This is a genomic window from Echinimonas agarilytica (assembly GCF_023703465.1).
Classification (GTDB): domain Bacteria; phylum Pseudomonadota; class Gammaproteobacteria; order Enterobacterales; family Neiellaceae; genus Echinimonas; species Echinimonas agarilytica.
Genome location: NZ_JAMQGP010000003.1, coordinates 221,100 through 244,827 on the forward strand (window position 1 = coordinate 221,100; position 23,728 = coordinate 244,827).

General features: G+C 46.5%; 18 protein-coding genes and 2 tRNA genes. 17 read left to right on the plus strand and 3 right to left on the minus strand.

From position 1 onward, the window contains the following. Positions 1-69: 69 nt before the first annotated feature. Both dnaK and dnaJ read left to right on the plus strand, forming a co-directional pair. Positions 70-1,998, plus strand: a complete 1,929-nt coding sequence (gene dnaK, locus NAF29_RS08250) for a molecular chaperone DnaK (protein ID WP_251261101.1) — start codon at positions 70-72, stop codon at positions 1,996-1,998. A gap of 85 nt (positions 1,999-2,083) precedes the next feature. Then, positions 2,084-3,208, plus strand: a complete 1,125-nt coding sequence (gene dnaJ / locus NAF29_RS08255) for a molecular chaperone DnaJ (RefSeq protein ID WP_251261102.1) — start codon at positions 2,084-2,086, stop codon at positions 3,206-3,208. 95 nt (positions 3,209-3,303) lie between these two features. On the opposite strand, the gene NAF29_RS08260 is transcribed toward dnaJ, so the two are convergent. Beyond that, positions 3,304-3,792, minus strand: a complete 489-nt coding sequence (locus NAF29_RS08260; RefSeq protein WP_251261103.1) for an outer membrane lipoprotein — start codon at positions 3,790-3,792, stop codon at positions 3,304-3,306. A 251-nt stretch (positions 3,793-4,043) separates the two neighbouring features. Here NAF29_RS08260 and NAF29_RS08265 point away from each other — a divergent pair, with 251 nt between their 5' ends. Beyond that, a complete protein-coding gene (locus NAF29_RS08265) occupies positions 4,044-4,859 on the plus strand; it encodes a M48 family metallopeptidase (protein WP_251261104.1) in 816 nt (271 codons plus the stop codon). Positions 4,860-4,937: 78 nt separating this feature from the next. On the opposite strand, the gene NAF29_RS08270 is transcribed toward NAF29_RS08265, so the two are convergent. Then, positions 4,938-6,287 (minus strand): Na+/H+ antiporter NhaC family protein, encoded by a 1,350-nt coding sequence (locus NAF29_RS08270; RefSeq protein WP_251261105.1) that lies wholly within the window; start codon positions 6,285-6,287, stop codon positions 4,938-4,940. 456 nt (positions 6,288-6,743) lie between these two features. Between NAF29_RS08270 and dapB the strand changes: the two genes are divergently transcribed. The 4 genes from dapB (at position 6,744) to greA (ending at position 12,760) form a co-directional block, all read left to right on the plus strand. After that, positions 6,744-7,553 (plus strand): 4-hydroxy-tetrahydrodipicolinate reductase, encoded by an 810-nt coding sequence (dapB, locus tag NAF29_RS08275; protein WP_251261106.1) that lies wholly within the window; start codon positions 6,744-6,746, stop codon positions 7,551-7,553. A gap of 215 nt (positions 7,554-7,768) precedes the next feature. After that, a complete protein-coding gene (gene carA, locus NAF29_RS08280) occupies positions 7,769-8,899 on the plus strand; it encodes a glutamine-hydrolyzing carbamoyl-phosphate synthase small subunit (protein ID WP_251261107.1) in 1,131 nt (376 codons plus the stop codon). A gap of 23 nt (positions 8,900-8,922) precedes the next feature. Then, on the plus strand, positions 8,923-12,144 hold the full coding sequence (carB, locus tag NAF29_RS08285) for a carbamoyl-phosphate synthase large subunit (RefSeq protein WP_251261108.1): 3,222 nt from the start codon (positions 8,923-8,925) through the stop codon (positions 12,142-12,144). Between the two features lie 142 nt (positions 12,145-12,286). After that, positions 12,287-12,760, plus strand: coding sequence for a transcription elongation factor GreA (greA, locus tag NAF29_RS08290; protein ID WP_251261109.1), 474 nt, complete (start codon positions 12,287-12,289; stop codon positions 12,758-12,760). A gap of 63 nt (positions 12,761-12,823) precedes the next feature. On the opposite strand, the gene yhbY is transcribed toward greA, so the two are convergent. Further along, complete coding sequence (gene yhbY, locus NAF29_RS08295; RefSeq protein ID WP_251261427.1) at positions 12,824-13,120, minus strand: ribosome assembly RNA-binding protein YhbY; 297 nt, start codon at positions 13,118-13,120, stop codon at positions 12,824-12,826. Between the two features lie 87 nt (positions 13,121-13,207). Here yhbY and rlmE point away from each other — a divergent pair, with 87 nt between their 5' ends. From rlmE to infB, 10 genes are all read left to right on the plus strand, one after another. Beyond that, on the plus strand, positions 13,208-13,840 hold the full coding sequence (gene rlmE, locus NAF29_RS08300; protein WP_251261110.1) for a 23S rRNA (uridine(2552)-2'-O)-methyltransferase RlmE: 633 nt from the start codon (positions 13,208-13,210) through the stop codon (positions 13,838-13,840). 58 nt (positions 13,841-13,898) lie between these two features. Next, entirely contained in the window at positions 13,899-15,833 is a 1,935-nt protein-coding gene (gene ftsH / locus NAF29_RS08305; RefSeq protein ID WP_285817682.1) for an ATP-dependent zinc metalloprotease FtsH, read from the plus strand. A 90-nt stretch (positions 15,834-15,923) separates the two neighbouring features. Next, positions 15,924-16,754, plus strand: coding sequence for a dihydropteroate synthase (folP, locus tag NAF29_RS08310; RefSeq protein WP_251261111.1), 831 nt, complete (start codon positions 15,924-15,926; stop codon positions 16,752-16,754). Continuing rightward, entirely contained in the window at positions 16,751-18,091 is a 1,341-nt protein-coding gene (glmM, locus tag NAF29_RS08315) for a phosphoglucosamine mutase (protein WP_251261112.1), read from the plus strand. The genes folP and glmM overlap by 4 nt, the downstream gene beginning before the upstream one ends. A 145-nt stretch (positions 18,092-18,236) precedes the next feature. Continuing rightward, positions 18,237-18,578: a preprotein translocase subunit SecG gene (gene secG / locus NAF29_RS08320; RefSeq protein WP_251261113.1), complete on the plus strand. Its 342-nt coding sequence runs from the start codon at positions 18,237-18,239 to the stop codon at positions 18,576-18,578. A gap of 6 nt (positions 18,579-18,584) precedes the next feature. Then, positions 18,585-18,671 (plus strand) — tRNA-Leu (locus tag NAF29_RS08325). A 63-nt stretch (positions 18,672-18,734) separates the two neighbouring features. Next, a tRNA-Met gene (locus NAF29_RS08330) sits at positions 18,735-18,811 on the plus strand. 147 nt (positions 18,812-18,958) lie between these two features. Then, complete coding sequence (rimP, locus tag NAF29_RS08335; RefSeq protein WP_251261114.1) at positions 18,959-19,414, plus strand: ribosome maturation factor RimP; 456 nt, start codon at positions 18,959-18,961, stop codon at positions 19,412-19,414. Between the two features lie 28 nt (positions 19,415-19,442). Further along, complete coding sequence (gene nusA / locus NAF29_RS08340; RefSeq protein WP_251261115.1) at positions 19,443-20,948, plus strand: transcription termination factor NusA; 1,506 nt, start codon at positions 19,443-19,445, stop codon at positions 20,946-20,948. A gap of 28 nt (positions 20,949-20,976) precedes the next feature. Beyond that, positions 20,977-23,664 (plus strand): translation initiation factor IF-2, encoded by a 2,688-nt coding sequence (gene infB, locus NAF29_RS08345; protein WP_251261116.1) that lies wholly within the window; start codon positions 20,977-20,979, stop codon positions 23,662-23,664. The last annotated feature ends 64 nt before the right edge of the window (positions 23,665-23,728 follow it).

The following is a 23,728-nucleotide window of genomic DNA, read 5'->3' on the forward strand; positions in this document are numbered from 1 at the left end:
ATGCTTTTGCCCGCCCCAATTTACTTTTTCAACAGACAACTGATGTAACGTTTTTCGGAGATTGACCCCATGGGCAAGATCATAGGTATTGACCTCGGTACTACCAATTCATGTGTCGCTGTATTAGACGGCGGCAAGGCTCGTATTCTTGAAAATGCAGAAGGCGACCGTACTACTCCTTCTATTATCGGCTACACCGATGATGGCGAAGTGCTTGTCGGCCAATCTGCTAAACGTCAGGCAGTGACAAACCCACAGAATACTTTGTTTGCAATTAAGCGTCTTATTGGACGTCGTTTCGAAGACAAAGAAGTTCAGCGCGACATTGACTTAATGCCATACAAAATTGTGAAGGCAGACAATGGCGACGCTTGGGTTCAAGTTCGTGACGAAAAAATGGCTGCGCCACAAGTATCTGCAGAAATTCTGAAGAAAATGAAGAAAACTGCAGAAGACTTTTTAGGTGAAGAAGTCACAGCCGCTGTAATTACAGTGCCTGCATACTTCAACGATTCACAACGCCAAGCAACGAAAGATGCAGGTCGAATTGCTGGCTTGGAAGTGAAACGTATTATTAACGAACCAACGGCTGCCGCACTCGCTTATGGCATGGACAAAAAGCAGGGTGACAACATCGTTGCTGTTTATGACCTCGGTGGTGGTACGTTCGATATTTCTATTATTGAAATTGACGAAGTAGACGGTGAGCACACCTTCGAAGTACTCGCAACCAATGGTGATACGCACCTAGGTGGTGAAGATTTCGATAGCCGCGTTATCAACTACTTGGTTGAAGAATTTAAGAAAGAGCAAAACTTCGACTTGCGCCAAGATCCATTGGCAATGCAACGTCTGAAAGAAGCTGCTGAAAAAGCTAAGATCGAGCTGTCTTCTGCACAACAAACAGAAGTGAACCTACCTTACATCACTGCTGATGCAACAGGTCCAAAACACTTAGTTGTGAAAATGACACGTGCGAAATTAGAATCTTTGGTTGAAGATTTGGTGAAGCGCTCTTTAGAGCCATTGAAGGTCGCATTGGCTGACTCTGATTTGTCAGTGAGCGAAATCAATGACGTTATTTTGGTGGGTGGCCAAACACGTATGCCAGCGGTTCAAAAAGCTGTTACAGAATTCTTTGGTAAGGAGCCACGTAAAGATGTGAACCCTGACGAAGCTGTAGCAATGGGCGCTTGTGTACAAGGTGGTGTTTTAGCCGGTGACGTGAAAGACGTATTGCTTCTTGACGTGACTCCGCTAAGCCTTGGTATTGAAACCATGGGTGGTGTAATGACTCCGGTCATTAAGAAAAACACAACCATTCCGACTAAAGAGAGCCAAACGTTCTCAACTGCGGAAGACAACCAATCAGCGGTTACGATTCACGTGTTGCAAGGTGAGCGAAAGCAGGCTTCTGTGAACAAATCTTTGGGACAATTCAATCTTGAAGGTATTGCTCCAGCGCAACGTGGTACGCCTCAAATCGAAGTTATTTTCGATATTGATGCAGATGGTATCTTGCACGTATCTGCAAAAGATAAGAACACAGGCCAAGAGCAAAATATCACGATTAAAGCCTCATCGGGTTTGAGTGATGACGAAGTTGATGCAATGGTTCGCGACGCAGAAGCGAATGCTGATGCCGATGCCAAGTTTGAAGAGCTTGCGCAAGCACGTAACCAAGCGGATGCCCTTGTTCATGCAACACGTAAGCAAGTTGAAGAAGCCGGTGACGATTTGCCAGCAGATGACAAAACAGCCATTGAAGCTGCATTGACTGAACTTGATACGGCTGCCAAAGGCGACGACAAAGAAGTGATTGATGCGAAAACTCAAGCATTGATGGAAGCTTCGTCTAAGTTGATGGAAATTGCTCAGGCAAAAGCTCAAGCGCAACAATCAGCGGATGCGGGCGGTGCTCAGCAAGAGCAAGCTCAACCGCAAGATGATGTAGTTGACGCCGAGTTTGAAGAAGTCAAAGATGACGACAAAAAGTAATTTTACTTTTTGATTTGAAAGTTCAACGCGGACGTTAGCGCAAGCTTCGTCCGCGTTCGTATTTGCACGAAGGTTATTGCAGAAGATGTCAAAGCGAGATTATTACGAAGTATTGGGTGTTGGACGAGACGCGAGCGATCGCGACATCAAAAAGGCGTATAAGCGTCTTGCGATGAAGTACCATCCAGACCGAAATTCTGGTGATGAAAACACCGAAGAACAGTTCAAAGAGCTGAAAGAGGCTTATGAAGTGCTTTCGGACTCGCAGAAGAAAGCAGCCTATGATCAATACGGGCATGCAGCATTCGAACAAGGCCAAGGTGGCTTTGGTGGTGGGGCTGGTGCGGGTGATTTTGGTGATATTTTCGGAGATGTCTTTGGTGATATTTTCGGCGGTGGTGGCGGAAGACGTCGCGGTCCACAGCGTGGGGCTGACTTACGCTACAACATGGAATTGACGCTAGAAGAAGCCGTTAAAGGCATCAAGAAAGAAATTAAAATTCCAAGTTGGGTTAGCTGTGAACCATGCGATGGTTCAGGTGCTAAGAAAGGAACCAAGCCTCAAACTTGTGGAACCTGTCATGGTACTGGTCAAGTTCAAATGCGCCAGGGCTTTTTTGCCGTACAGCAAACATGTCCAACGTGTAAAGGCCAAGGTCAAATCATTAAAGATCCATGTGGAGAGTGTCACGGCCAAGGTCGTAAGCAAACCACTAAAACCTTGTCTGTTTCGATTCCAGCGGGCGTAGACAACGGCGATCGTATTCGTTTAGCCGGTGAGGGTGAAGCCGGTGAGCCGGGTGCACCAGCGGGTGATTTATACGTTCAAATGCACGTGGCTGAGCATCCTATTTTTGTCCGTGATGGCTCGAACCTGTATTGCGATGTGCCAATTAGCTTTACTCAAGCTGCATTGGGTGGCGAGATTGAAGTGCCCACTTTAGATGGTCGCGTTAATCTCAAGATTCCAGCTGAAACTCAAACGGGTCGTATGTTCCGTATGCGCGGTAAAGGCGTTAAGTCTGTTCGTGGTGGCGGTCTGGGCGACTTGATGTGTAAGGTTGTGATTGAAACACCTATCAAGCTCAATGAAAAACAACGTCAGTTGCTTGAAGAGTTTGAAGAGTCGATGGGCGAAAGCTCTCATCGTCCGAAAGCAACGGGCTTTCTCGATGGCGTGAAGAAGTTCTTTGATGACTTAGCTAAGTAATATTCTTTACCTCATAAAAAACGCAGGCCTGAGCCTGCGTTTTTTTATGTCTGATATTCGTTGCTGTTAAAGTCACGAATGTAGATGAATCACCATTATTGTTGCATTACCGCGGGGTTTGGTAGCGCCGTGACACGATATGTACTGCCTTGACTTAATAGTTTGACGCTATCGCCAATACGAATGGGAATTTCATTTTCAGCAGATGCTTGTACCACTGAAATGACTTTACCGTTTTCCAAGCGAATGGTGTATTCAATAGCTTGTTGACGAGTCATACTTTCTTCTGCAGCCGCTCCTACAGCAGCACCGGCAATTGCACCCACAACTGTCGCGATATCTTTGCCTTTACCCCCACCGACTGCCGAACCCGCAACACCACCAAGTGCACCACCTGCAACAGTTCCTGCGCCTGATTTAGTTCCCTCGATATTGACCGTTTGCATGTCTAATACTTGGCCAATTTGAACTTGCTGGACTTTGCGCGCTTCATTTCGTGAATAGTCTTGCCCTGTTTGGCTTGATGGTACGCAGCCCGCAATGAGTGCTGTTGTTGCAACAATTGCAATGCTTATCGATTTCATGTGAGTTACCTTTTCCATGCTGTACTCAAAGTAAAAGTTATTTTGCTTATCAGTACACTGTAGTGTGTTGAACCAGCAGCCTTCAACTTTAATGAGCTGATTATTTGTAACAATATTCTACCGCACCGATCGACAACAAAAATTTTTTTACTCAATTTGTTTGATCTGACATTCTCGCACCCGCAAGGTTTTAACATTGAGTCAAACTGATACAATTACTGTTAATAAGTGAGTTATAGAGAATTACAGTGATGAAACGGAATTTTAAACAATATGGTGTTGCAGCAATGCTGTTGAGCTTAGCCGCGTGTTCGTCATCGCCCACGGGACGTTCGCAATTGGCCTTTCAGAATGAAGGTGAGATGGCCTCTATGGGCGCTCAATCGTTTGAGCAATTAAAGCAAAAAGAAAAAGTGTCGACGGATACGAATCTGAATAATTATGTTCAGTGTGTTGCAAAAAACATTGTCCAAAATGTACCTGCTAGTTATGGCTACGAGCCTGCTGCATGGGAAGTTGTTGTATTCGATAGCGATCAGGTCAACGCATTTGCATTACCGGGTGCCAAAATTGGTGTGTACACAGGTTTACTTAAAGTGGCACAAAATCAAGATCAACTGGCGGCGGTAATCGGGCATGAAGTCGGGCATGTCATGGCCAAGCATTCGAATGAGCGAATGAGTACACAAATCTTAGCGGGCGTGGGTATGGCAGCCGCAGGTGTCGCATTGAGTGATGTTGACAATAAAGGTGCTTATCTTGCTGTGCTTGGGCTTGGTGCAACTTATGGCCTTATTTTGCCATATAGCAGAGTTCACGAATCTGAAGCTGATATGATTGGCCAAGAACTGATGGCAGAGTCGGGTTTTGATCCTGCAGAGGCGGCCGAACTATGGCGAAATATGGCAAAAGCTTCCGGGGGCAATGCGCCGCCAGAGTTGGCCTCGACTCACCCCTCGCCTCAGACTCGCATTAATGATTTGACGGCAGGAGTTGTTCACTACAACCAAGTTTACAAACAAGCGCAAGCGAATGGTAAAGTGCCAAACTGTAAAAAATCAAGCTGAAAGTAATGATACTAAGCTGACTCAAAATGCAAAAAGCCTGCTTATATAAGCAGGCTTTTTATTTGGGGGTGATTTGGATTATTGGTGCGTTGGCTTCTTCATCCCTCGTCCAGCAGCAATGCTGATTGATGATGTCACTAGTAACAGCATCACATAATAACTGTGACCCACCACATTCATGGGTGTGATAGCAAAGGTCGACCCGAGCAGCAGCGCTTGAGCTCCCCAAGGGATCATACCTTGACTTATACAGCTAAAAATATCGAGTAAGCTGGCGCTTCGTTTCGGAGATACTTTTTGTTCTTGAGCTATATTGCGAGCAACATCACCACACACAATAATCGAAACCGTATTGTTGGCCGTGCAACAATTCGTGATGCCTACCATACTAGCCAAGGCTGCTTCAGTTGCTTTTGGGTTGTGGGCTCCTTGGTTCGCCTTCGATAACTTCTTCACCAAGCCACGACACAGCTGGGTTATGTATGCCAATCCACCTTGAACCTTAATGAGTTGGCTCAATCCTCCTATCAGCATCGACAGAATGAAAATTTCCTGCATGTTTTGAAAGCCAGCATAAATGTCTTTACTGAATTGGAGTACTTCATAGCCTTGGTTAAACATGCCAATAAGGCCCGCCATCACAATGCCAATGGTAAGTACAACAAATACATTTATGCCCGCCACCGCTAATATCAAGATGGTCAAGTAGGGAAGCACTAGTAACCATTGTGTAGGCTCTGTTGGTGTGGGGGCTGTATCGGGTTGCAGCACGTAAAACAAAATCACAGCAAGTAAAGCTGCAGGCAAAGCGATATGAATGTTCTCTCGGAATTTATCTTTCATTGCACAGCCTTGAGTTCGTGTGGCAGCAATGGTGGTATCCGAGATGATCGACAAGTTGTCGCCGAACATAGCGCCACTTAAAACCGTTCCGGCCATCAGCGCTTTGTCGATGCCTGCGGTATCTGCAATTCCTAATGCCACAGGAGCAATGGCCGCAATGGTGCCCATTGATGTGCCCATCGCGGTGGCAACAAATGCTGCAATCAAAAAGATACCGGGCAGAATAAATTGCTCCGGTATCATCGTCAGTCCTAAGTTCACTGTGGCGTCAACGCCGCCAGTGGCTTTCGCAACCGATGAAAATGCACCTGCTAATAAGTAAATCAAGCACATGGTGATGATGGTGTTTTGGCCAACCCCACTCATAAATTCATTCAGTGTTTTGGTCAGAGGTGCTCTATGTAGCCATATCGCTAGAATAATCGCAGGTAAAATGGCCACAGGTGCTGGGAGCTGGTAGAACGCAAACTCTATATTCATCTGCGTGAGCACAAAACCCGTGCCGACAAACAACGCTAAAAATAATGCGAAAGGGAGCAGGGCGATAGCGCTAGGCTTGGGGGATTGTTGATGGTCTGTTGGCATAAAGCAGGTCTCAAAATGTGATTGTTTTATTGTGGGCTCAAGTAGCCAGCCGCTTGGTTACTGACAGGCCAAAATCGAATAGGTTCACAATATATAGATTACTCAATGCGATACAACTAAAGCACGTGTATTGATTTAGTTACATTTACGCTTAAAAAAATCGTATTTCTAGCTAGAACATTCGCAAATGCCTACTAGACTTAGACGCGATATCCACCAAAGCAGTGGATATTTATAAAAGGATCAGCAACTTGGCCTGTCAATGGTCCTTGATAATGCAAAAAAGGCTTAAAACAATAATAGTGCGCAGCACATAAAAGGCTAATCTTGCAGGCCAGCGATTTATCGCTGGCCTTTTTTATGTCCATTTCATCTCTGTCACCTATTTCTATTGGCTTTTTTGTAGTCAAATCAGTAAAGTTAGGCGCCGAAAAAACACAACAAAGGATAGAATTCATGAGCAATCAAGTTAGAGTCGCCATTGCAGGTTGTCAGGGTCGTATGGGCAAGACACTTCTGGAAGTGACTCAAGACAAACCATTTGTCACCTTGGGAGCTGCTTTTGAACGCGCAGAAAGTCCATTTGTTGGAATCGATGCCGGTGAGCTTGCTGGTGTTGGTAAACTTGATGTTGTAGTGACCGCAGGATTGGAAGGCTTGGAGGACAAGGTTGATGCAGTGATCGACTTTACCGTTCCTGAAGCGACCTTGGCTAATTTAGAGTGGTGTCGCAAACACGGCAAAAAGTTAGTGATTGGTACCACTGGTTTTAGCGACGCACAAAAAGCTCAAATTGAGCAAGCAGCATCTGAAACGGCTGTGATGATGGCGCCCAATATGAGCGTTGCTGTGAACTTGATGTTCAAACTTCTTGAGCAAGCCGCGAAAGTGATGTCGGACCACGATATCGAAATTGTTGAAGCACACCATCGTTTTAAAAAGGATGCTCCATCAGGGACGGCTCTAAAAATGGGGGAAGTGATTGCCGACACACTCGGCCGCGATCTCAATGAATGCGCAGTGTATGGCCGAGAGGGAATTACTGGCGAACGTGACCCAAAGACCATTGGTTTTGCAACGGTTCGTGCAGGAGACATCATTGGTGAGCATACTGCAATGTTTGCCGATATTGGTGAGCGCCTTGAAATTACTCACAAGTCTTCAAGCAGAGCGACGTACGCAAATGGCGCAATGCGTGCTGCAAGTTGGCTCATGGACAAAGAAACCGGCTTGTACGACATGCATGACGTACTCGGATTAAAGTAATATTTCATCTGTTTTCTACTATTTTCCGATGAAATTTAAATGAAAGCTTTATTATTAGAGGTTTTTTAAATTCTTAATGGACTGAAAGGCCAATTTGAACTAGAATGCGTCCAATTTGCCAACACCTAGGCAAAGAGGGATATATAGGATCATTTTGGCTTTAACGAGCTGCCTATATTGAGTTTAACAGCTGACCACAACCAGTGGAGGTTATCTTGACTAAGGCTGCCCTCTTGGTACTCGAAGACGGTACTATTTTTCGCGGCACATCAATTGGCGCGAACGGTACTGCAACCGGTGAAGTCGTTTTCAACACTTCAATGACCGGCTATCAAGAAATTCTTACAGATCCATCTTATGCACGTCAAATTGTCACCCTAACGTACCCGCACATCGGTAATACAGGTACAAACTCGGAAGACGAAGAATCCAATGCCATCTGGGCAAAGGGGCTTGTTATTCGAGACTTACCGATTATTGCGAGCAACTTCCGAAGCGAAGAAACTCTTAGCGAGTACCTGAGCAAACGAAATGTTGTGGGTATTTGTGACATCGATACTCGCAAACTCACCCGCATTCTGCGCGAAAAAGGCGCTCAATCAGGTTGTATTGTTGCAGGCGACTCGCTCGATGAAGCATACGCGCTTGCTGAAGCTCAAGGTTTTCCAGGTTTGAAAGGCATGGACTTAGCGAAAGAAGTGACTACTTCTGACGTTTACTCCTGGACGGACAGCACTTGGGAGCTTGGAAAGGGTTTTAGTGAACTCGGCGATAACGAGAAGTTTCACGTTGTAGCATACGATTTTGGTGCCAAACGCAATATTTTGCGCATGTTAGTTGAACGCGGTTGTCGTTTAACGGTTGTTCCAGCTGAAACTCCTGCTGAAGAAGTGTTGGCATTGAACCCCGATGGGATCTTTCTATCGAACGGCCCAGGCGACCCTGAACCGTGCGATTACGCCATTGCTGCGATTCAAACATTCCTCGAAAAAGATATTCCTATTTTTGGAATTTGTCTGGGTCATCAACTTCTGGCGCTTGCGAGCGGTGCAAGCACTGTGAAAATGAAGTTTGGTCACCACGGAGCAAACCATCCGGTGAAAGATCTTGACCGAGATGTTGTGATGATTACTGCACAAAACCACGGTTTTGCAGTAGACGAAGATACGTTGCCTGCAACACTTCGCACCACTCATAAGTCTCTGTTTGATGGTTCTTTACAAGGTATTCATCGCACTGATAAGCCTGCGTTTAGCTTCCAGGGACACCCTGAAGCAAGCCCCGGCCCACACGATGCAGCACCTTTGTTCGACCATTTTATTGATTTGATGCAGGCGCGTGCCTGAGAACTGCAGCGAGATTCTGAATCATGCCAAAACGCACTGATATCAAAAGTATTCTTATTTTAGGCGCTGGCCCGATTGTCATCGGCCAAGCCTGTGAGTTCGATTACTCTGGCGCACAAGCGTGTAAAGCTTTGCGAGAAGAGGGGTACCGCGTGGTACTCGTGAACTCGAACCCAGCAACTATTATGACTGACCCAGAGATGGCCGATGCAACATACATCGAACCCATTGCCTGGGAGGTTGTTGCTAAAATTATCGAAAAAGAGCGGCCAGATGCAGTGCTCCCGACTATGGGTGGCCAAACTGCATTGAACTGTGCGCTCGACTTGGACCGTCATGGCGTGTTGGAAAAATTCAACGTCACCATGATCGGTGCAACTGCTGATGCCATTGATAAAGCCGAAGACCGTAATCGCTTCGATAAAGCGATGAAGTCCATCGGTTTAGAAACACCAAATGCTGAAATCGCGCATAGTAACGAAGAAGCTCACGATGTATTAAGCCGCATTGGTTTCCCTTGTATTATTCGTCCGTCATTTACGATGGGTGGTACAGGTGGTGGTATCGCATACAACATCGAAGAATTTGATGAAATCTGTACGCGTGGACTCGACTTGAGCCCCACCAATGAATTACTGATCGATGAGTCGCTTATCGGTTGGAAAGAGTACGAAATGGAAGTTGTTCGTGACAAGAACGACAACTGCATTATCGTCTGTGCAATTGAGAACTTTGACCCGATGGGCGTTCACACCGGTGATTCAATCACGGTGGCTCCAGCACAAACTCTAACGGATAAAGAATACCAAATTATGCGAAATGCCTCGATGGCGGTTTTGCGTGAGATTGGTGTTGAAACCGGCGGTTCAAATGTTCAATTTGGTGTGAACCCTGCGGATGGTCGCATGGTCATCATTGAAATGAACCCACGTGTAAGTCGCTCTTCAGCGCTGGCTTCGAAAGCAACGGGCTTCCCGATTGCGAAAATCGCGGCAAAGCTTGCTGTGGGTTACACGCTGGATGAATTGGCAAATGATATTACAGGTGGTGCGACTCCTGCGTCGTTTGAACCTGCAATTGACTACGTTGTGACTAAGATTCCTCGCTTTAACTTTGAAAAGTTTGCCGGAGCGAATGATCGTCTCACCACTCAAATGAAGTCTGTTGGTGAAGTTATGGCCATCGGCCGCAACCAGCAAGAGTCGTTGCAAAAAGCATTGCGTGGTCTTGAAGTGGGTGCCAATGGATTTGACCCTATTGTTGCGTTGGATGATCCCGATGCAAAAGCCACGATTACGCATGAATTAAAAGAAGCAGGTGCCGAGCGTATTTGGTACATCGCTGATGCATTCCGCCATGGTTTCACCGTTGATGACGTGTTCGAATTGACCAAGGTTGACCGTTGGTACTTGGTACAAATCTTCGAAATCATCGAACTGGAAACCCAAGTCGCAGAAGCGGGTCTATCGGGTCTGAATGCTGAGTTACTGCGTCAGCTAAAACGTAAAGGTTTTGCTGACGCTCGCTTGGCTGTATTGCTTGGCGTGTCAGAAAAAGAAGTGCGTAAGCTGCGTCATAAGCAAGGCATTGTGCCGGTTTACAAACGTGTAGATACCTGTGCTGCAGAATTTTCTACTAGCACGGCATACATGTACTCTTCTTATGATGAAGAGTGCGAAGCGAATGCGTCTGATAAAGATAAGATCATGGTTCTTGGCGGCGGTCCAAATCGTATTGGTCAAGGAATCGAATTTGATTACTGTTGTGTTCACGCTGCGTTAGCAATGCGCGAAGACGGTTACGAAACCATCATGGTGAACTGTAATCCAGAAACAGTATCAACTGACTACGACACTTCAGATCGCTTATATTTTGAACCTGTAACGCTTGAAGACGTGCTTGAAATTGTGCGTGTTGAAAAGCCAAAAGGCGTAATCGTCCAATACGGTGGACAAACACCTCTGAAACTTGCGCGTGCGCTAGAAGCCGCTGGTGTTCCGGTGATTGGAACGAGCCCAGATGCAATTGACCGTGCAGAAGACCGTGAACGTTTCCAACAAGCGGTAGAGCGTTTAGGCTTGAAACAGCCTGAAAACTCAACAGTAACAACGATGGAAGATGCGGTACGCGATGCTGAGCGTATTGGCTATCCGTTGGTTGTTCGTCCTTCGTACGTACTCGGTGGTCGAGCAATGGAAATTGTATACGACGAAATCGATTTGCGTCGTTACTTCACTGAGGCTGTATCCGTTTCAAATGAATCTCCAGTATTGCTTGATCGTTTCTTAGATGATGCGATTGAAGTGGATATCGATGCGATTTGCGATGGCGAGCAAGTTGTCATTGGCGGCATCATGGAGCACATCGAACAAGCCGGCGTTCACTCAGGTGACTCAGCATGTTCATTGCCTCCGTATACCTTGGGTGCTGACATTCAAGCGGTGTTGCGCGAACAAGTCTCCAAACTCGCATTTGAGTTGGGCGTGATTGGCCTGATGAACACTCAGTTTGCGATTAAAGACAACGAAGTTTACTTAATCGAAGTAAACCCTCGTGCTGCGCGAACTGTGCCTTTCGTATCAAAAGCGACAGGTATTCCGCTGGCGAAAGTTGCTGCTCGTGTTATGGCTGGCCGCTCTCTTGCTGAGCAAGGTGTCACTGAAGAGATTATTCCTCCGTACTATTCGGTCAAGGAAGTTGTATTGCCATTCAACAAGTTCTTGGGTGTTGACCCAATTCTTGGTCCAGAAATGCGCTCTACAGGTGAAGTGATGGGGGTTGGCGAAACGTTTGCTGAAGCATATTCAAAAGCTCAGTTAGGCTCGGTCAAAGATGTACCGAAACAAGGCCGTGCTTTATTGTCTGTTCGCCCTGGTGATAAAAAACGCGTTGCAGAACTGGCAAAGCAGTTAATTGCCCTGGGGTATGAGTTGGACGCAACACGCGGAACCGCGACTATTTTGGCTCAAGCTGGTATTGAAGTTCGAGCGGTGAATAAGGTTCAAGAAGGCCGTCCTCACATTCTCGACCGTATTAAGAACAGCGAATATTCATACATTGTGAATACCACTGAAGGTCGTCAAGCGATTGAAGATTCTAAAGTACTTCGTCGCGGGGCATTGCAGCATAAAGTGAATTACACCACAACATTGAATGGTGCATTTGCTGCCTGCATGGCCCACTCTGCTGATCCGAGTGAACACGTTCGTTCTGTGCAAGAGTTGCATGAGCAAATAGAGAGTTAATCAAACTCAAGATGACCTGACCGGAAATTCGTATTAGAATGTTCGGCTAGGCTGATTCAGAACCGTCTCTTAGCCGACTAAGAGGCGGTTTTTTTTGCCAACTGATTAACTGATTAACCGATTAAGTGTGGTAATTCATCGAATGAAAATTCCAATGACTGTGCATGGCGCAGAGAGCCTGCGTGAAGAACTTGAGTATCTAAAGGGAACTCGTCGTCCAACGATCATCCAAGCAATTGCAGATGCGCGCGAGCACGGCGATTTAAAAGAAAATGCTGAATACCATGCTGCGCGTGAGCAGCAGGGATTCTGTGAAGGCCGTATTCAAGAAATTGAAGCGAAGCTTTCAAACGCCCAAGTGATTGACGTAAGTAAAATGGAAAATACGGGTAAAATTATTTTTGGTACCACCGTCCTATTGTTAAACCTTAGCACTGATGCTGAAGTGACCTATCGGATTGTGGGAGACGATGAAGCCGATCTCAAACAAAACTTAATTTCCGTGAATAGCCCTATTGCTCGAGGACTCATCGGTAAAATGGAAGGCGACGAACTCGTCGTGTCTACACCCGGTGGCGACGTTGAGTTTGAAGTGTTGTCGGTTGAATATAAGTAGTACCGATATCTAGCATAAAAAACCGGCAATGCCGGTTTTTTATCAATGCGAATCTTTCAAACATTAGGCTTTGGGTAATGTTATTACGCCGTCAGGTTTATTCATGAACAACACGGCTGTTTTACCAATGATCTGAACCAGCAAACATCCAGTTTCTCGTACGATTGCATCACAAATAGCCTGCCGCTCTTCTCGGTCTTCGCCCAAAACTTTCACTTTGATAAGTTCGTGGTGATCAAGCGCTATTTCAATTTCGGCAATGACGCCTTCAGTGAGGCCATTATTGCCGAGCAATACCACTGGTTTTAGTGGATGTGCTTGGGCTTTGAGGAAGTTTTTTTGTTTGTTGCTCAGTTGCATCATTAAGTTTCTTTTTGAAATGACTTGAATTCCCCCTAGTTTACCTCCATGTGAGGGAATACTGGTAACTAAAGATCGAAATTACCCATGAGTGGCAAAAAACGAAGTTCGAGCAGTACACGTTGGTTGCAAGAACATTTTGAAGACAAATACGTGAAAGAAGCTCAAAAACAAGGACTTCGTTCACGTGCTGTATTTAAGCTCGACGAAATACAGAAAAAAGACAAAATTATCCGCTCCGGTAACACCGTGGTTGATTTAGGTGCTGCGCCTGGCGGTTGGTCTCAATTCTGTGTGACGCAAGTAGGACAGAGTGGGCGAGTGATTGCCTGCGATATCTTAGACATGGATTCCATTGCGGGTGTTGAATTTTTGAAAGGCGACTTTCAAGAAGAAGCAGTACTCAATGCATTACTCAAACGCGTTGGTGATTCCAAAGTCGATGTTGTGTTATCGGACATGGCTCCTAATATGGCCGGTAACCCCAGTGTTGATCAGCCTCGACGTATGTATTTGGTTGAGCTTGCACTAGACATGTGCCATCAGGTATTGGCACCAAATGGAAATTTTGCGGTCAAAGTTTTTCAAGGTGAAGGTTTTGATGATTACTTAGATGATATTAGAAAAGCATTCAAAACCGTTCGAATACGTAAACCAGATTCTTCTAGAGCACGTTCAAGAGAAGTGTTCATAGTAGCGACCGGTTACAAACTAAGGTAATCTTCAGTAAGAAAGATTGCTGTAAACAGAATAAAAAAGCTGAGAGAGGAAAACTCCTTTGAGTGATATGGTGAAAAATCTAATACTTTGGTTAGTCATCGCAGTGGTGTTGATGTCGGTGTTCCAAAGTTTTTCACCCGGTGAGTCGGCCAAAGGGCAGATGGATTACACCGGTTTCGTGCAGGATGTGCGTCGTGGCGATATTCGTGAAGTCACAATTGATAACCAGACCATTAGTGGTGTTCGCCGCAGCGGAGAGCCGTTCGAAACGATCATGCCATTCTATGATCGCGATTTAATGAACGACTTGGTAAAGCAAAACGTCAAAACTTTCGGTAAGAAACCTGAAGAGCCGAGCTTTATCTCTCAAATCTTTATTTCTTGGTTCCCAATGTTACTGCTCATCGGTGTATGGATATTCTTCATGCGTCAAATGCAAGGCGGCGGCGGTAAAGGTGCGATGTCGTTTGGCAAGAGCAAAGCTCGCCTGATGGGCGAAGATCAAATTAAAACTACATTTGCAGATGTTGCGGGTGTAGATGAAGCCAAAGAAGAAGTTGGCGAACTCGTTGACTACTTGAAAGACCCAACTCGCTTCCAAAAGCTAGGCGGTAAGATACCGACTGGTATTTTGATGGTTGGCCAACCAGGTACAGGTAAAACCTTGCTTGCACGAGCTATTGCAGGTGAAGCTAAAGTGCCATTCTTTACCATTTCAGGTTCAGACTTCGTTGAAATGTTTGTAGGTGTCGGCGCTTCACGTGTTCGCGACATGTTTGAACAAGCGAAGAAAGCAGCACCGTGTATTGTCTTTATTGATGAAATCGATGCAGTCGGTCGTCAGCGTGGCGCAGGTTTAGGCGGTGGTCACGACGAACGTGAACAAACGTTGAACCAAATGCTGGTTGAAATGGACGGCTTTGAAGGCAATGAAGGTATTATTGTGATTGCTGCAACCAACCGTCCTGACGTGCTCGACCCTGCACTCTTGCGCCCAGGTCGTTTCGACCGTCAAGTTGTAGTGGGTTTACCTGACGTTCGTGGTCGTGAACAAATTCTTAAAGTACACATGCGCAAAGTGCCCATTGGCGACGATGTGAATGCTGCTGTTATTGCGCGTGGTACTCCAGGTTTCTCCGGTGCCGATCTATCGAACCTTGTGAACGAAGCCGCTTTATTTGCTGCTCGCGGTGGCAAGCGTAAAGTTGCCATGGAACAGTTCGAAAAGGCGAAAGACAAAATCATGATGGGCGCAGAGCGCAAGTCGATGGTGATGACTGAGTCTGAAAAAGAGATGACGGCCTACCACGAAGCGGGCCATGCCATTGTGGGGCGTATCGTTCCCGAGCATGATCCCGTGTATAAGGTTTCGATCATCCCACGCGGGCGAGCGTTGGGTGTGACAATGTATCTGCCTGAGCGTGACCGAGTGAGCCACTCTAAGCAGCACTTAGAAAGCATGATTTCGAGCTTGTTTGGTGGCCGAATTGCAGAAGCCGTCATTTATGGCGATGACATGGTGACGACAGGAGCGTCGAACGACATTGAACGTGCCACTGACATTGCTCGCAAAATGGTGACTCAATGGGGTCTATCTGACAAGATGGGACCACTGCTTTATGCTGATGAAGAAGGCGAAGTATTCTTGGGGCGTACAGCTTCAAAAACTAAGCACATGTCCGATGAAACGGCGCGAGCGATTGATGAAGAAATCAAACTCTTGATTGATCGTAACTATCAGCGTTCATTGACCATTCTAAAAGAGAACATTGATATTCTTCATACCATGAAAGAAGCATTGATGAAGTACGAAACCATTGATGCGCTGCAAATTGATGATTTGATGGCGCGTCGCGATGTTCGTCCCCCAGCAGACTGGTCGAATGATGATTCTGCCAATTCAGGTTCGTCAGGCGATGACACCACTAAGATGGATGTCAACAAAAACGACGACAAAGATGCAGGCTCAGCAGAAGATGCTCCAGCGAAATAACCTTCTCAAGTGATTGAAAAAAGCCCCGTTATCGGGGCTTTTTGTTAGCTCAAATATAGTCACTACCACGATTCAGGTATTGAGTGCTTTATGTCTGATACGACACAAACCAAAATCGACTTCTCGAAGATTCAAGTAATGGGAATTCTAAACGTCACCCCTGATTCCTTTTCAGACGGAGGTTCGTTTAATTCCATTGATAATGCTTTGGCACAAGCAGAACAAATGGTCAAAGACGGAGCGACCATTATTGATATTGGTGGCGAATCTACACGTCCGGGTGCCGATGATGTGCTTGAGCAACAAGAGTTAGATCGGGTCATACCGGTGATAGAAGCGATTCGAGCTAATTTTGATATTCCCATATCCATTGATACGGTGAAAACCAAAGTGATGTTGGAGGCCGTGAATGTAGGCGCCAACATGATCAATGACGTGATGGCGCTGCAAGCTGCCGGAGCGGTGGATGTGGCGGCACAATTGAAAGTGCCTGTGTGTTTGATGCACATGCAAGGTTCGCCGCGAACCATGCAGCACAATCCGCAGTATGACAATGTCATTGCGGATGTCGAAAAATTTCTACTACAACGTGTTGAGGCGTGTTTAGCTGCGGGTATACCGAAAGACCTGATAATTCTTGACCCAGGCTTTGGTTTTGGTAAAACTCTCGACCACAATATAACTTTACTTGCACACACGTCCGAACTATTGAAACACGACTACCCAATCTTGATTGGGCTCTCGCGTAAGTCGATGTTTGGGCACCTACTGAATCGCGATGTAAGCGAGCGTTTAGCCGCAAGCCTTGCAGGCGTGATGGTGAGTGTGGAGCAGGGGGCAACCATTTTTCGCGTGCATGATGTGCGTGAAACAGTCGATAGTCTCCGTGTATGGAAGGCCATTAAGGAAAAGCAAAAATGACTGAACGTAAATATTTTGGAACCGACGGAATTCGCGGTCGAGTAGGCCAAGGGGCGATTACGCCAGAATTCATGTTGAAACTGGGCTGGGCTGCCGGTCGCGTCTTGTCAAAGCAGGGCACTAAAAATGTACTGATTGGCAAAGACACGCGTATTTCGAACTATATGCTTGAAGCTGCGCTCGAAGCAGGCCTTGCCGCTGCAGGCTTAAAAGCTAATTTAATGGGGCCAATGCCAACTCCAGCAGTTGCATACTTAACGCGAACATTCCGCGCTGAAGCGGGCATTGTATTGAGTGCATCCCACAATCCATATTACGACAACGGTATTAAATTCTTCTCTGCCGATGGCACCAAGCTCGATGATGAAATCGAACTTGCCATCGAAGCTGAAATTGACAAGCAACTGACCTGTGTTGACAACGCAGCATTGGGCAAAGCGGTCCGAATTGACGATGCGGCAGGGCGTTATATTGAGTTCTGTAAAAGTACAGTGTCTCAAGAAATGAACTTACAAGGCATGAAAATTGTTGTGGATTGTGCGAACGGTGCAACCTATGACATCGCACCATCTGTATTCCGTGAACTGGGTGCCGAAGTGGTTGCCATTGGTGTGAATCCGAATGGCATCAATATTAATGACAAATGCGGTGCAACGGATACTCAGCAATTAGTTGACACTGTATTAGCCGAAGGGGCGGATGTTGGTATTGCGCTAGATGGCGATGGTGACCGTTGTATCATGGTTGATCACACGGGCGAAGTGCTCGACGGTGACCAACTGATCTTTATCATTGCTCGCGATGCCATGCGCAACGGCCGCTTGAAAGGCGGGGTAGTGGGCACTCAAATGACTAACTTGGGAATGGAGATCGCTTTGGGTATTTTAGGTATTCCATTTGTTCGCTCTAAAGTGGGTGACCGATATGTGATGGAAATGCTCAAAGAAAAAGGTTGGATGTTTGGCGGCGAAGGCTCAGGCCATATCATTTGTCTTGACCGAACGACTACCGGTGATGGTATCGTTGCGGCGCTACAAGTGCTCAATGCCTCCTTTAACTCCGAGTTGACGCTCAACGAACTTGCCCGCGGTATGGAAAAATACCCGCAAGTATTGATTAACGTGCGCTTTACTGAAGGTTCCGATCCGCTTAATGCTGATTCAGTGAAACAAGCCGTGATTGATGCTGAACAAAAGCTGGGGCGAACCGGGCGTGTGCTGCTTCGTAAATCAGGAACTGAGCCGTTACTCCGAGTGATGGTAGAGGGCGATAACCACGAATTAGTACAAAAAAGTGCCGAATTAATTGCAGAGCAAGTGAAATTGGCTAGCGAATAACCGGTTGATCTTTTTGATGAAGAAAACCTCTAATTTACACTTGTAAGTTGGCAACAGGTTAGATACTATCTCGCCCGCCCTGAAGCTGGTGGGCTTGATAAGAGATAAGTCAGTACATCTGTACTGGTAAAGACAGAGTAAAACCATGTACGAACTAATTATCATTGTTTATCTGCTGGTAGCCCTAGCAATCATTGGATTGGTCCTTATACAGCAAGGTAAAGGTGCTGATATGGGCGCATCGTTTGGTGCAGGCGGCGGCGCATCAGCGAGTTTGTTCGGATCTTCTGGTTCTGGTAACTTTCTTACTCGTACCACAGCTTTATTAGCAACCGTATTTTTTGTGCTGAGCTTGGTGATTGGTAACCTTACCAACGAACGAGTAAAGCAAAGTCAGGAATGGGAAAACCTGGCAGACGACGCAGTAACAATTGTTGAAGAACAAGAAGTTCCAGCGACCGCACCGGAAAGTGATATTCCAAATTAAGTTTTAGCCGAGGTGGTGGAATTGGTAGACACGCTATCTTGAGGGGGTAGTGCTCGAAAGGGCGTGCGGGTTCAAGTCCCGCTCTCGGCACCAATTTATAACAAGTTGAACGCTTGAATACATTATAGTAAATCAAGTACAATTTGATGCAGTTACCGCGGGATGGAGCAGTCTGGTAGCTCGTCGGGCTCATAACCCGAAGGTCGTCGGTTCAAATCCGGCTCCCGCAACCAATCCTCCAGTCAAGACTTAGGTCTTGCAGGACAGGGTAAAGCAGCTTTAAGCCCCGTACCTAATGGGGCTTTTTGCTATGTGGGTTTTTGTCACAGGCAGAAACCAGACTGGGGCCTTTGAGCCCTTTTTTTGTTTCCGGGAGTTATATGGCGTCGTTGGAAAAACGTTTAACAGACATGCTTGAGCCTGCTGTTTCGGCAATTGGTTTTGAGTTGTGGGGGCTTGAATTTGTCCGTGCGGGCAGTCATTCAACCTTGCGGGTTTATATTGACCACGAAGATGGTGTGTCAGTTGATAACTGTGCTGACTGCAGTCGTCAAATCAGTGCCGTACTGGACGTTGAAGATCCAATTTCCAAAGAATATTATTTGGAAGTATCGTCTCCGGGAATGGAACGTCCACTCTACACAGTTTCACAGTACGAGGCCTATATTGGTCACGGGCTGAAAATTAAAACGCGGCTGCCTCAGTTTGGTCAGCGTAAATTCCAGGGAACCTTGCAAGCAGTCGATAACGGTATGATTACCATTGTGACGACGAAGCACGAGGTTGAGCTGATGTTTGATAATATTGAGCGCGCTCATTTGGTTGCAAAGTTTTAACTGGCGCGGTTAGGAAGAGGTCCAACACATGAACAATAAAGAAATCCTGCAAGTTGTAGATGCAGTTTCTAATGAAAAAGCAGTGCCGGAAGAGAAAATTTTCGAAGCACTCGAATTTGCCCTGGCTACAGCGACCAAGAAAAAGAACGCAGCTGATATCGAAGTTCGGATTGATATTGACCGTAAAACAGGCGAATTCGAAACGTTTCGTCGTTGGTTAATTATTGCCGATGATGAGCAAATGGAATTCCCAACAAAAGAATACACGCTAGAAGTAGCGCGTGCGCTTTGGGAAAACGAAGAATTAAACGTGGGTGATTATGTAGAAGAAACGATTGATTCAATCGTATTCGACCGAATCACCACGCAAACAGCGAAGCAAGTGATCGTTCAAAAGGTTCGAGAAGCCGAGCGTCAGCAGATTGTGGAGCAGTTTGCCGACCAAGAAGGCGAAATTTTAACCAGTACGGTTAAGAAAGTGAATCGCGACAGTGTTATCCTAGATCTAGGCAACAATGCGGAAGCGATCATGTACCGCGAAGATATGTTGCCGCGTGAATCATTTCGCCCGGGTGACCGAGTTCGTGGACTTTTGCATAAGGTTGACCCTGAAGCTCGTGGTGCTCAACTGTTCATTTCTCGTACCAAGCCGGAAATGCTAATTGAATTATTCCGCATTGAAGTGCCAGAAATTGGCGAAGAAATGATTGAACTAATGGGCGCCGCTCGTGATCCAGGAAGTCGTGCAAAGATTGCTGTTAAAACCAACGATCGCCGCATTGACCCCGTAGGAGCATGCGTGGGCATGCGTGGTTCACGTGTACAAGCCGTTTCGGGTGAACTTGGCGGAGAGCGCATCGATATTGTTTTATACGATGACAATCTTGCACAGTTTGTGATTAATGCGATGGCGCCAGCCGATGTCGCGTCCATTATTGTGGACGAAGACGCAGGCTCTATCGATATCGCAGTAGAAGCGAGCAATTTAGCGCAAGCGATTGGTCGTAATGGTCAAAACGTTCGTCTTGCCAGTCAATTGACTGAATGGGAACTGAACGTGATGACCCAAGAAGATATGGACAAGAAGCATAAAGCTGAGTCCCAAAAGTTTGTTGACGCTCTAACGGATTCGTTGGGGATTGATGAAGAATTTGCCGGTTTGCTAGTTGACGAAGGTTTCTCCACTCTCGAAGAGATTGCGTATGTACCTGTTAATGAGCTGCTGGAAATAGAAGAACTGGATGAAGAACTCGTTGAAGAGCTGCGTGATCGTGCAAAAGCTGCATTGACAACCAAAGCATTAGCTAACGAAGAATCACTAGATAAGAATGAACCTGCAGATGATTTGCTGAACCTCGAAGGCATGGAGCGTCAGTTGGCATTTAAACTCGCCAGCCGTGGAGTGGTGACGCTTGAAGATCTTGCAGAGCAGGGAGTTGACGATATCTCCGGAATCGAAGATTTAGATGAAACCTCTGCTGGTGAACTCATCATGGCAGCACGCCAGATTTGTTGGTTCAGCGACGAAGCATAATGCAGATTTAACGGGAGAGTAGCGAAGCATGTCAGAAGTAACTATCAATAAGCTCGCCACCGATGTGGGTACTAGCGAAGAACGTCTCGTAGAGCAGTTCAAAGAGGCTGGTATCACAAAGAAAGCTGGTGACATGGTCACCGAAGAAGAAAAGCAAACATTGTTGACTCACTTGAATCGCCAACATGGCGGTGAGGGTGATGCAGCACCAAAACGTATGACTTTACGTCGTAAGACCAAAAGCACTTTGGAAGTCACTGGTTCTGAAGGAAAAAATAAAAAAGTGACGGTTGAAGTCCGCAAGAAGCGTACTTACGTTAAGCGTGACCCTGAAGCAGAACAAGCGCAAAAAGAAGCTGAAGAGCAAGCGCAACGCATCGCGCAGGAAAAAGCTCAAGCTGAAGCTGACGCTAAAGCCAAAGCTGAAGCAGAAGCGAAAGCAGCAGCTAAGGCGAAAGCCGACGCGGAAGCCAAAGCCAAAGCAAAAGCCGAAGCTGAAGAAGCGCATCGCAAAGATGAAGCTAAACGCAGATTGGAAGAAGAGTCGATGACTCCAGAAGCCAAAGCAAAACGCGAAGAAGAAAACAAAGCTCGCGAAGCTGCTCGTTTAGAAGCTGAGGCTATTAAAGCGAAGCAAGAAGAAGAAGCTGCGCGTAAAGCGGAAGAAGAAGCGAAAAAGCAAGCTGAAGAAGCACGCAAACTCGCTGAAGAAAACGCTGCACGTTGGGCTGAGCAAGAAGCGAAGCAAAAAGCAGCGCTGGAGCAAGACGTTCACTTAACGAGCTCTCGTTATGCTCAAGAAGCCGAAGATCAACAAGACCGTGCCGACGAAACTCGTCGTCGCCGTCCGAAGAAAAAGAAAGGCCAAGATCGCCCGAACCGCAATGCTGGTCGTCGTGGACGCAACGCAAACAAGAGCGGTTCTTCATTGCAGCACGGTTTCAATAAGCCAGCTCAGCCTGTAGAACGTGAAGTTCGCATTGGCGAGACTATTTCGGTTGCTGAATTAGCTTCTAAAATGGCTGTAAAAGGCACTGAAGTGATTAAAGCAATGATGAAGATGGGAGTGATGGTGACGATCAACCAAGTGATTGATCAAGAAACCGCACAACTCGTTGCTGAAGAAATGGGTCACAAAACTGTTCTTGTCAAAGAGAATCAGTTGGAAGAAACCATTTTGGCTGAAGCGGAAGCTCAAGGCGAAACAACAGGCCGCGCGCCAGTTGTAACTATCATGGGGCACGTTGACCATGGTAAAACATCGCTACTTGACCGAATCCGCGAAGCTAAGGTTGCTGACGGCGAAGCTGGCGGTATTACCCAGCATATCGGTGCGTATCATGTTGAAACTGAAAACGGCATGGTTACCTTCTTGGATACTCCTGGTCACGCCGCGTTTACCGCCATGCGTGCCCGTGGTGCGAAAGCAACCGACATCGTGGTGTTGGTTGTTGCAGCTGACGATGGCGTAATGCCACAAACAGTTGAAGCGGTTCAGCATGCTCGTGCTGCTGGTGTTCCGCTTGTTGTTGCTGTGAATAAGATAGATAAAGAAGCGGCTGACCCAGATCGAGTTAAGAATGAACTGGCTCAGCATGATGTGATTCCTGAAGATTGGGGCGGAGATGTTCAGTTCATCCACGTTTCAGCGAAATCTGGCGAAGGCATCGACGCATTACTCGAAGGCATTCTGCTTGTTTCAGAAGTATTGGAGCTTGAAGCGGTTGCTTCTGGCCCAGCAAGTGGCATCGTGATTGAATCTCGTCTTGATAAAGGCCGTGGTCCGGTTGCATCAGTGTTGGTACAACAAGGTCAGTTGAACAAAGGCGATATTATCCTTTGTGGTCTTGAGTATGGCCGCGTTCGTGCAATGCGCGATGAAAATGGTCACGATATTGAATCTGCCGGCCCTTCAATTCCTGTTGAGATTTTAGGCCTGTCAGGCGTGCCATCTGCGGGTGATGAAGCAACAGCTGTTCGTGATGAGCGTAAAGCTCGTGAAGTTGCTTTGTATCGTCAAGGCAAGTTCCGTGATGTGAAACTGGCTCGCCAGCAGAAAGCTAAACTTGAGAACATGTTCGCTAACATGACAGATGGTGATGTTTCTGAATTGAACATCGTACTTAAAGCTGATGTTCAAGGTTCACTAGAAGCCATTACCGATGCCTTGTTGAAACTTTCTACTGACGAAGTGAAAGTGAAGATTATTGGTACTGGTGTAGGTGGTATCACAGAAACTGATGCAACACTTGCAGCAGCGTCTAGCGCTATTGTTCTTGGCTTTAACGTTCGTGCCGACGCAACTGCTCGCCGCGTGCTTGAGTCAGAAAGTGTGGATTTACGTTACTACAGCGTGATCTACAACTTGATTGATGAAGTCAAGTTGGCAATGACGGGTATGCTTGCTCCAGAATATAAGCAAGAGATTATCGGTTTGGCTGAAGTTCGTGATGTCTTTAAATCGCCTAAACTTGGTGCTATCGCCGGTTGTATGGTGACAGAAGGCCTTGTCAAACGCTCTGCTCCTATTCGTGTACTACGTGAAAATGTAGTGATTTACGAAGGCGAACTTGAATCGCTACGTCGCTTTAAAGACGACGTGCAAGAAGTGCGTAACGGCATGGAGTGTGGTATCGGCGTTAAGAACTACAACGATGTTCGCGCAGGCGACCAAATCGAAGTATTCGAAACAGTTGAAGTGGCTCGCACACTGTAGAAGTTATTGTTATCAAATAGCTTGAATGTGGGAGCCTTAGGCTCCCACATTTGTTTAAGGCGGT

Coding starts and splice junctions, on each gene's coding strand:
- dnaK (WP_251261101.1), top strand. CDS start 70: ATGGGCAAGATCATAGGTATTGACCTCGGTACTACCAATTCATGTGTC.
- dnaJ (WP_251261102.1), top strand. CDS start 2,084: ATGTCAAAGCGAGATTATTACGAAGTATTGGGTGTTGGACGAGACGCG.
- NAF29_RS08260 (WP_251261103.1), bottom strand. CDS start 3,792: ATGAAATCGATAAGCATTGCAATTGTTGCAACAACAGCACTCATTGCG.
- NAF29_RS08265 (WP_251261104.1), top strand. CDS start 4,044: ATGAAACGGAATTTTAAACAATATGGTGTTGCAGCAATGCTGTTGAGC.
- NAF29_RS08270 (WP_251261105.1), bottom strand. CDS start 6,287: ATGCCAACAGACCATCAACAATCCCCCAAGCCTAGCGCTATCGCCCTG.
- dapB (WP_251261106.1), top strand. CDS start 6,744: ATGAGCAATCAAGTTAGAGTCGCCATTGCAGGTTGTCAGGGTCGTATG.
- carB (WP_251261108.1), top strand. CDS start 8,923: ATGCCAAAACGCACTGATATCAAAAGTATTCTTATTTTAGGCGCTGGC.
- greA (WP_251261109.1), top strand. CDS start 12,287: ATGAAAATTCCAATGACTGTGCATGGCGCAGAGAGCCTGCGTGAAGAA.
- yhbY (WP_251261427.1), bottom strand. CDS start 13,120: ATGCAACTGAGCAACAAACAAAAAAACTTCCTCAAAGCCCAAGCACAT.
- rlmE (WP_251261110.1), top strand. CDS start 13,208: ATGAGTGGCAAAAAACGAAGTTCGAGCAGTACACGTTGGTTGCAAGAA.
- folP (WP_251261111.1), top strand. CDS start 15,924: ATGTCTGATACGACACAAACCAAAATCGACTTCTCGAAGATTCAAGTA.
- glmM (WP_251261112.1), top strand. CDS start 16,751: ATGACTGAACGTAAATATTTTGGAACCGACGGAATTCGCGGTCGAGTA.
- secG (WP_251261113.1), top strand. CDS start 18,237: ATGTACGAACTAATTATCATTGTTTATCTGCTGGTAGCCCTAGCAATC.
- rimP (WP_251261114.1), top strand. CDS start 18,959: ATGGCGTCGTTGGAAAAACGTTTAACAGACATGCTTGAGCCTGCTGTT.
- nusA (WP_251261115.1), top strand. CDS start 19,443: ATGAACAATAAAGAAATCCTGCAAGTTGTAGATGCAGTTTCTAATGAA.
- infB (WP_251261116.1), top strand. CDS start 20,977: ATGTCAGAAGTAACTATCAATAAGCTCGCCACCGATGTGGGTACTAGC.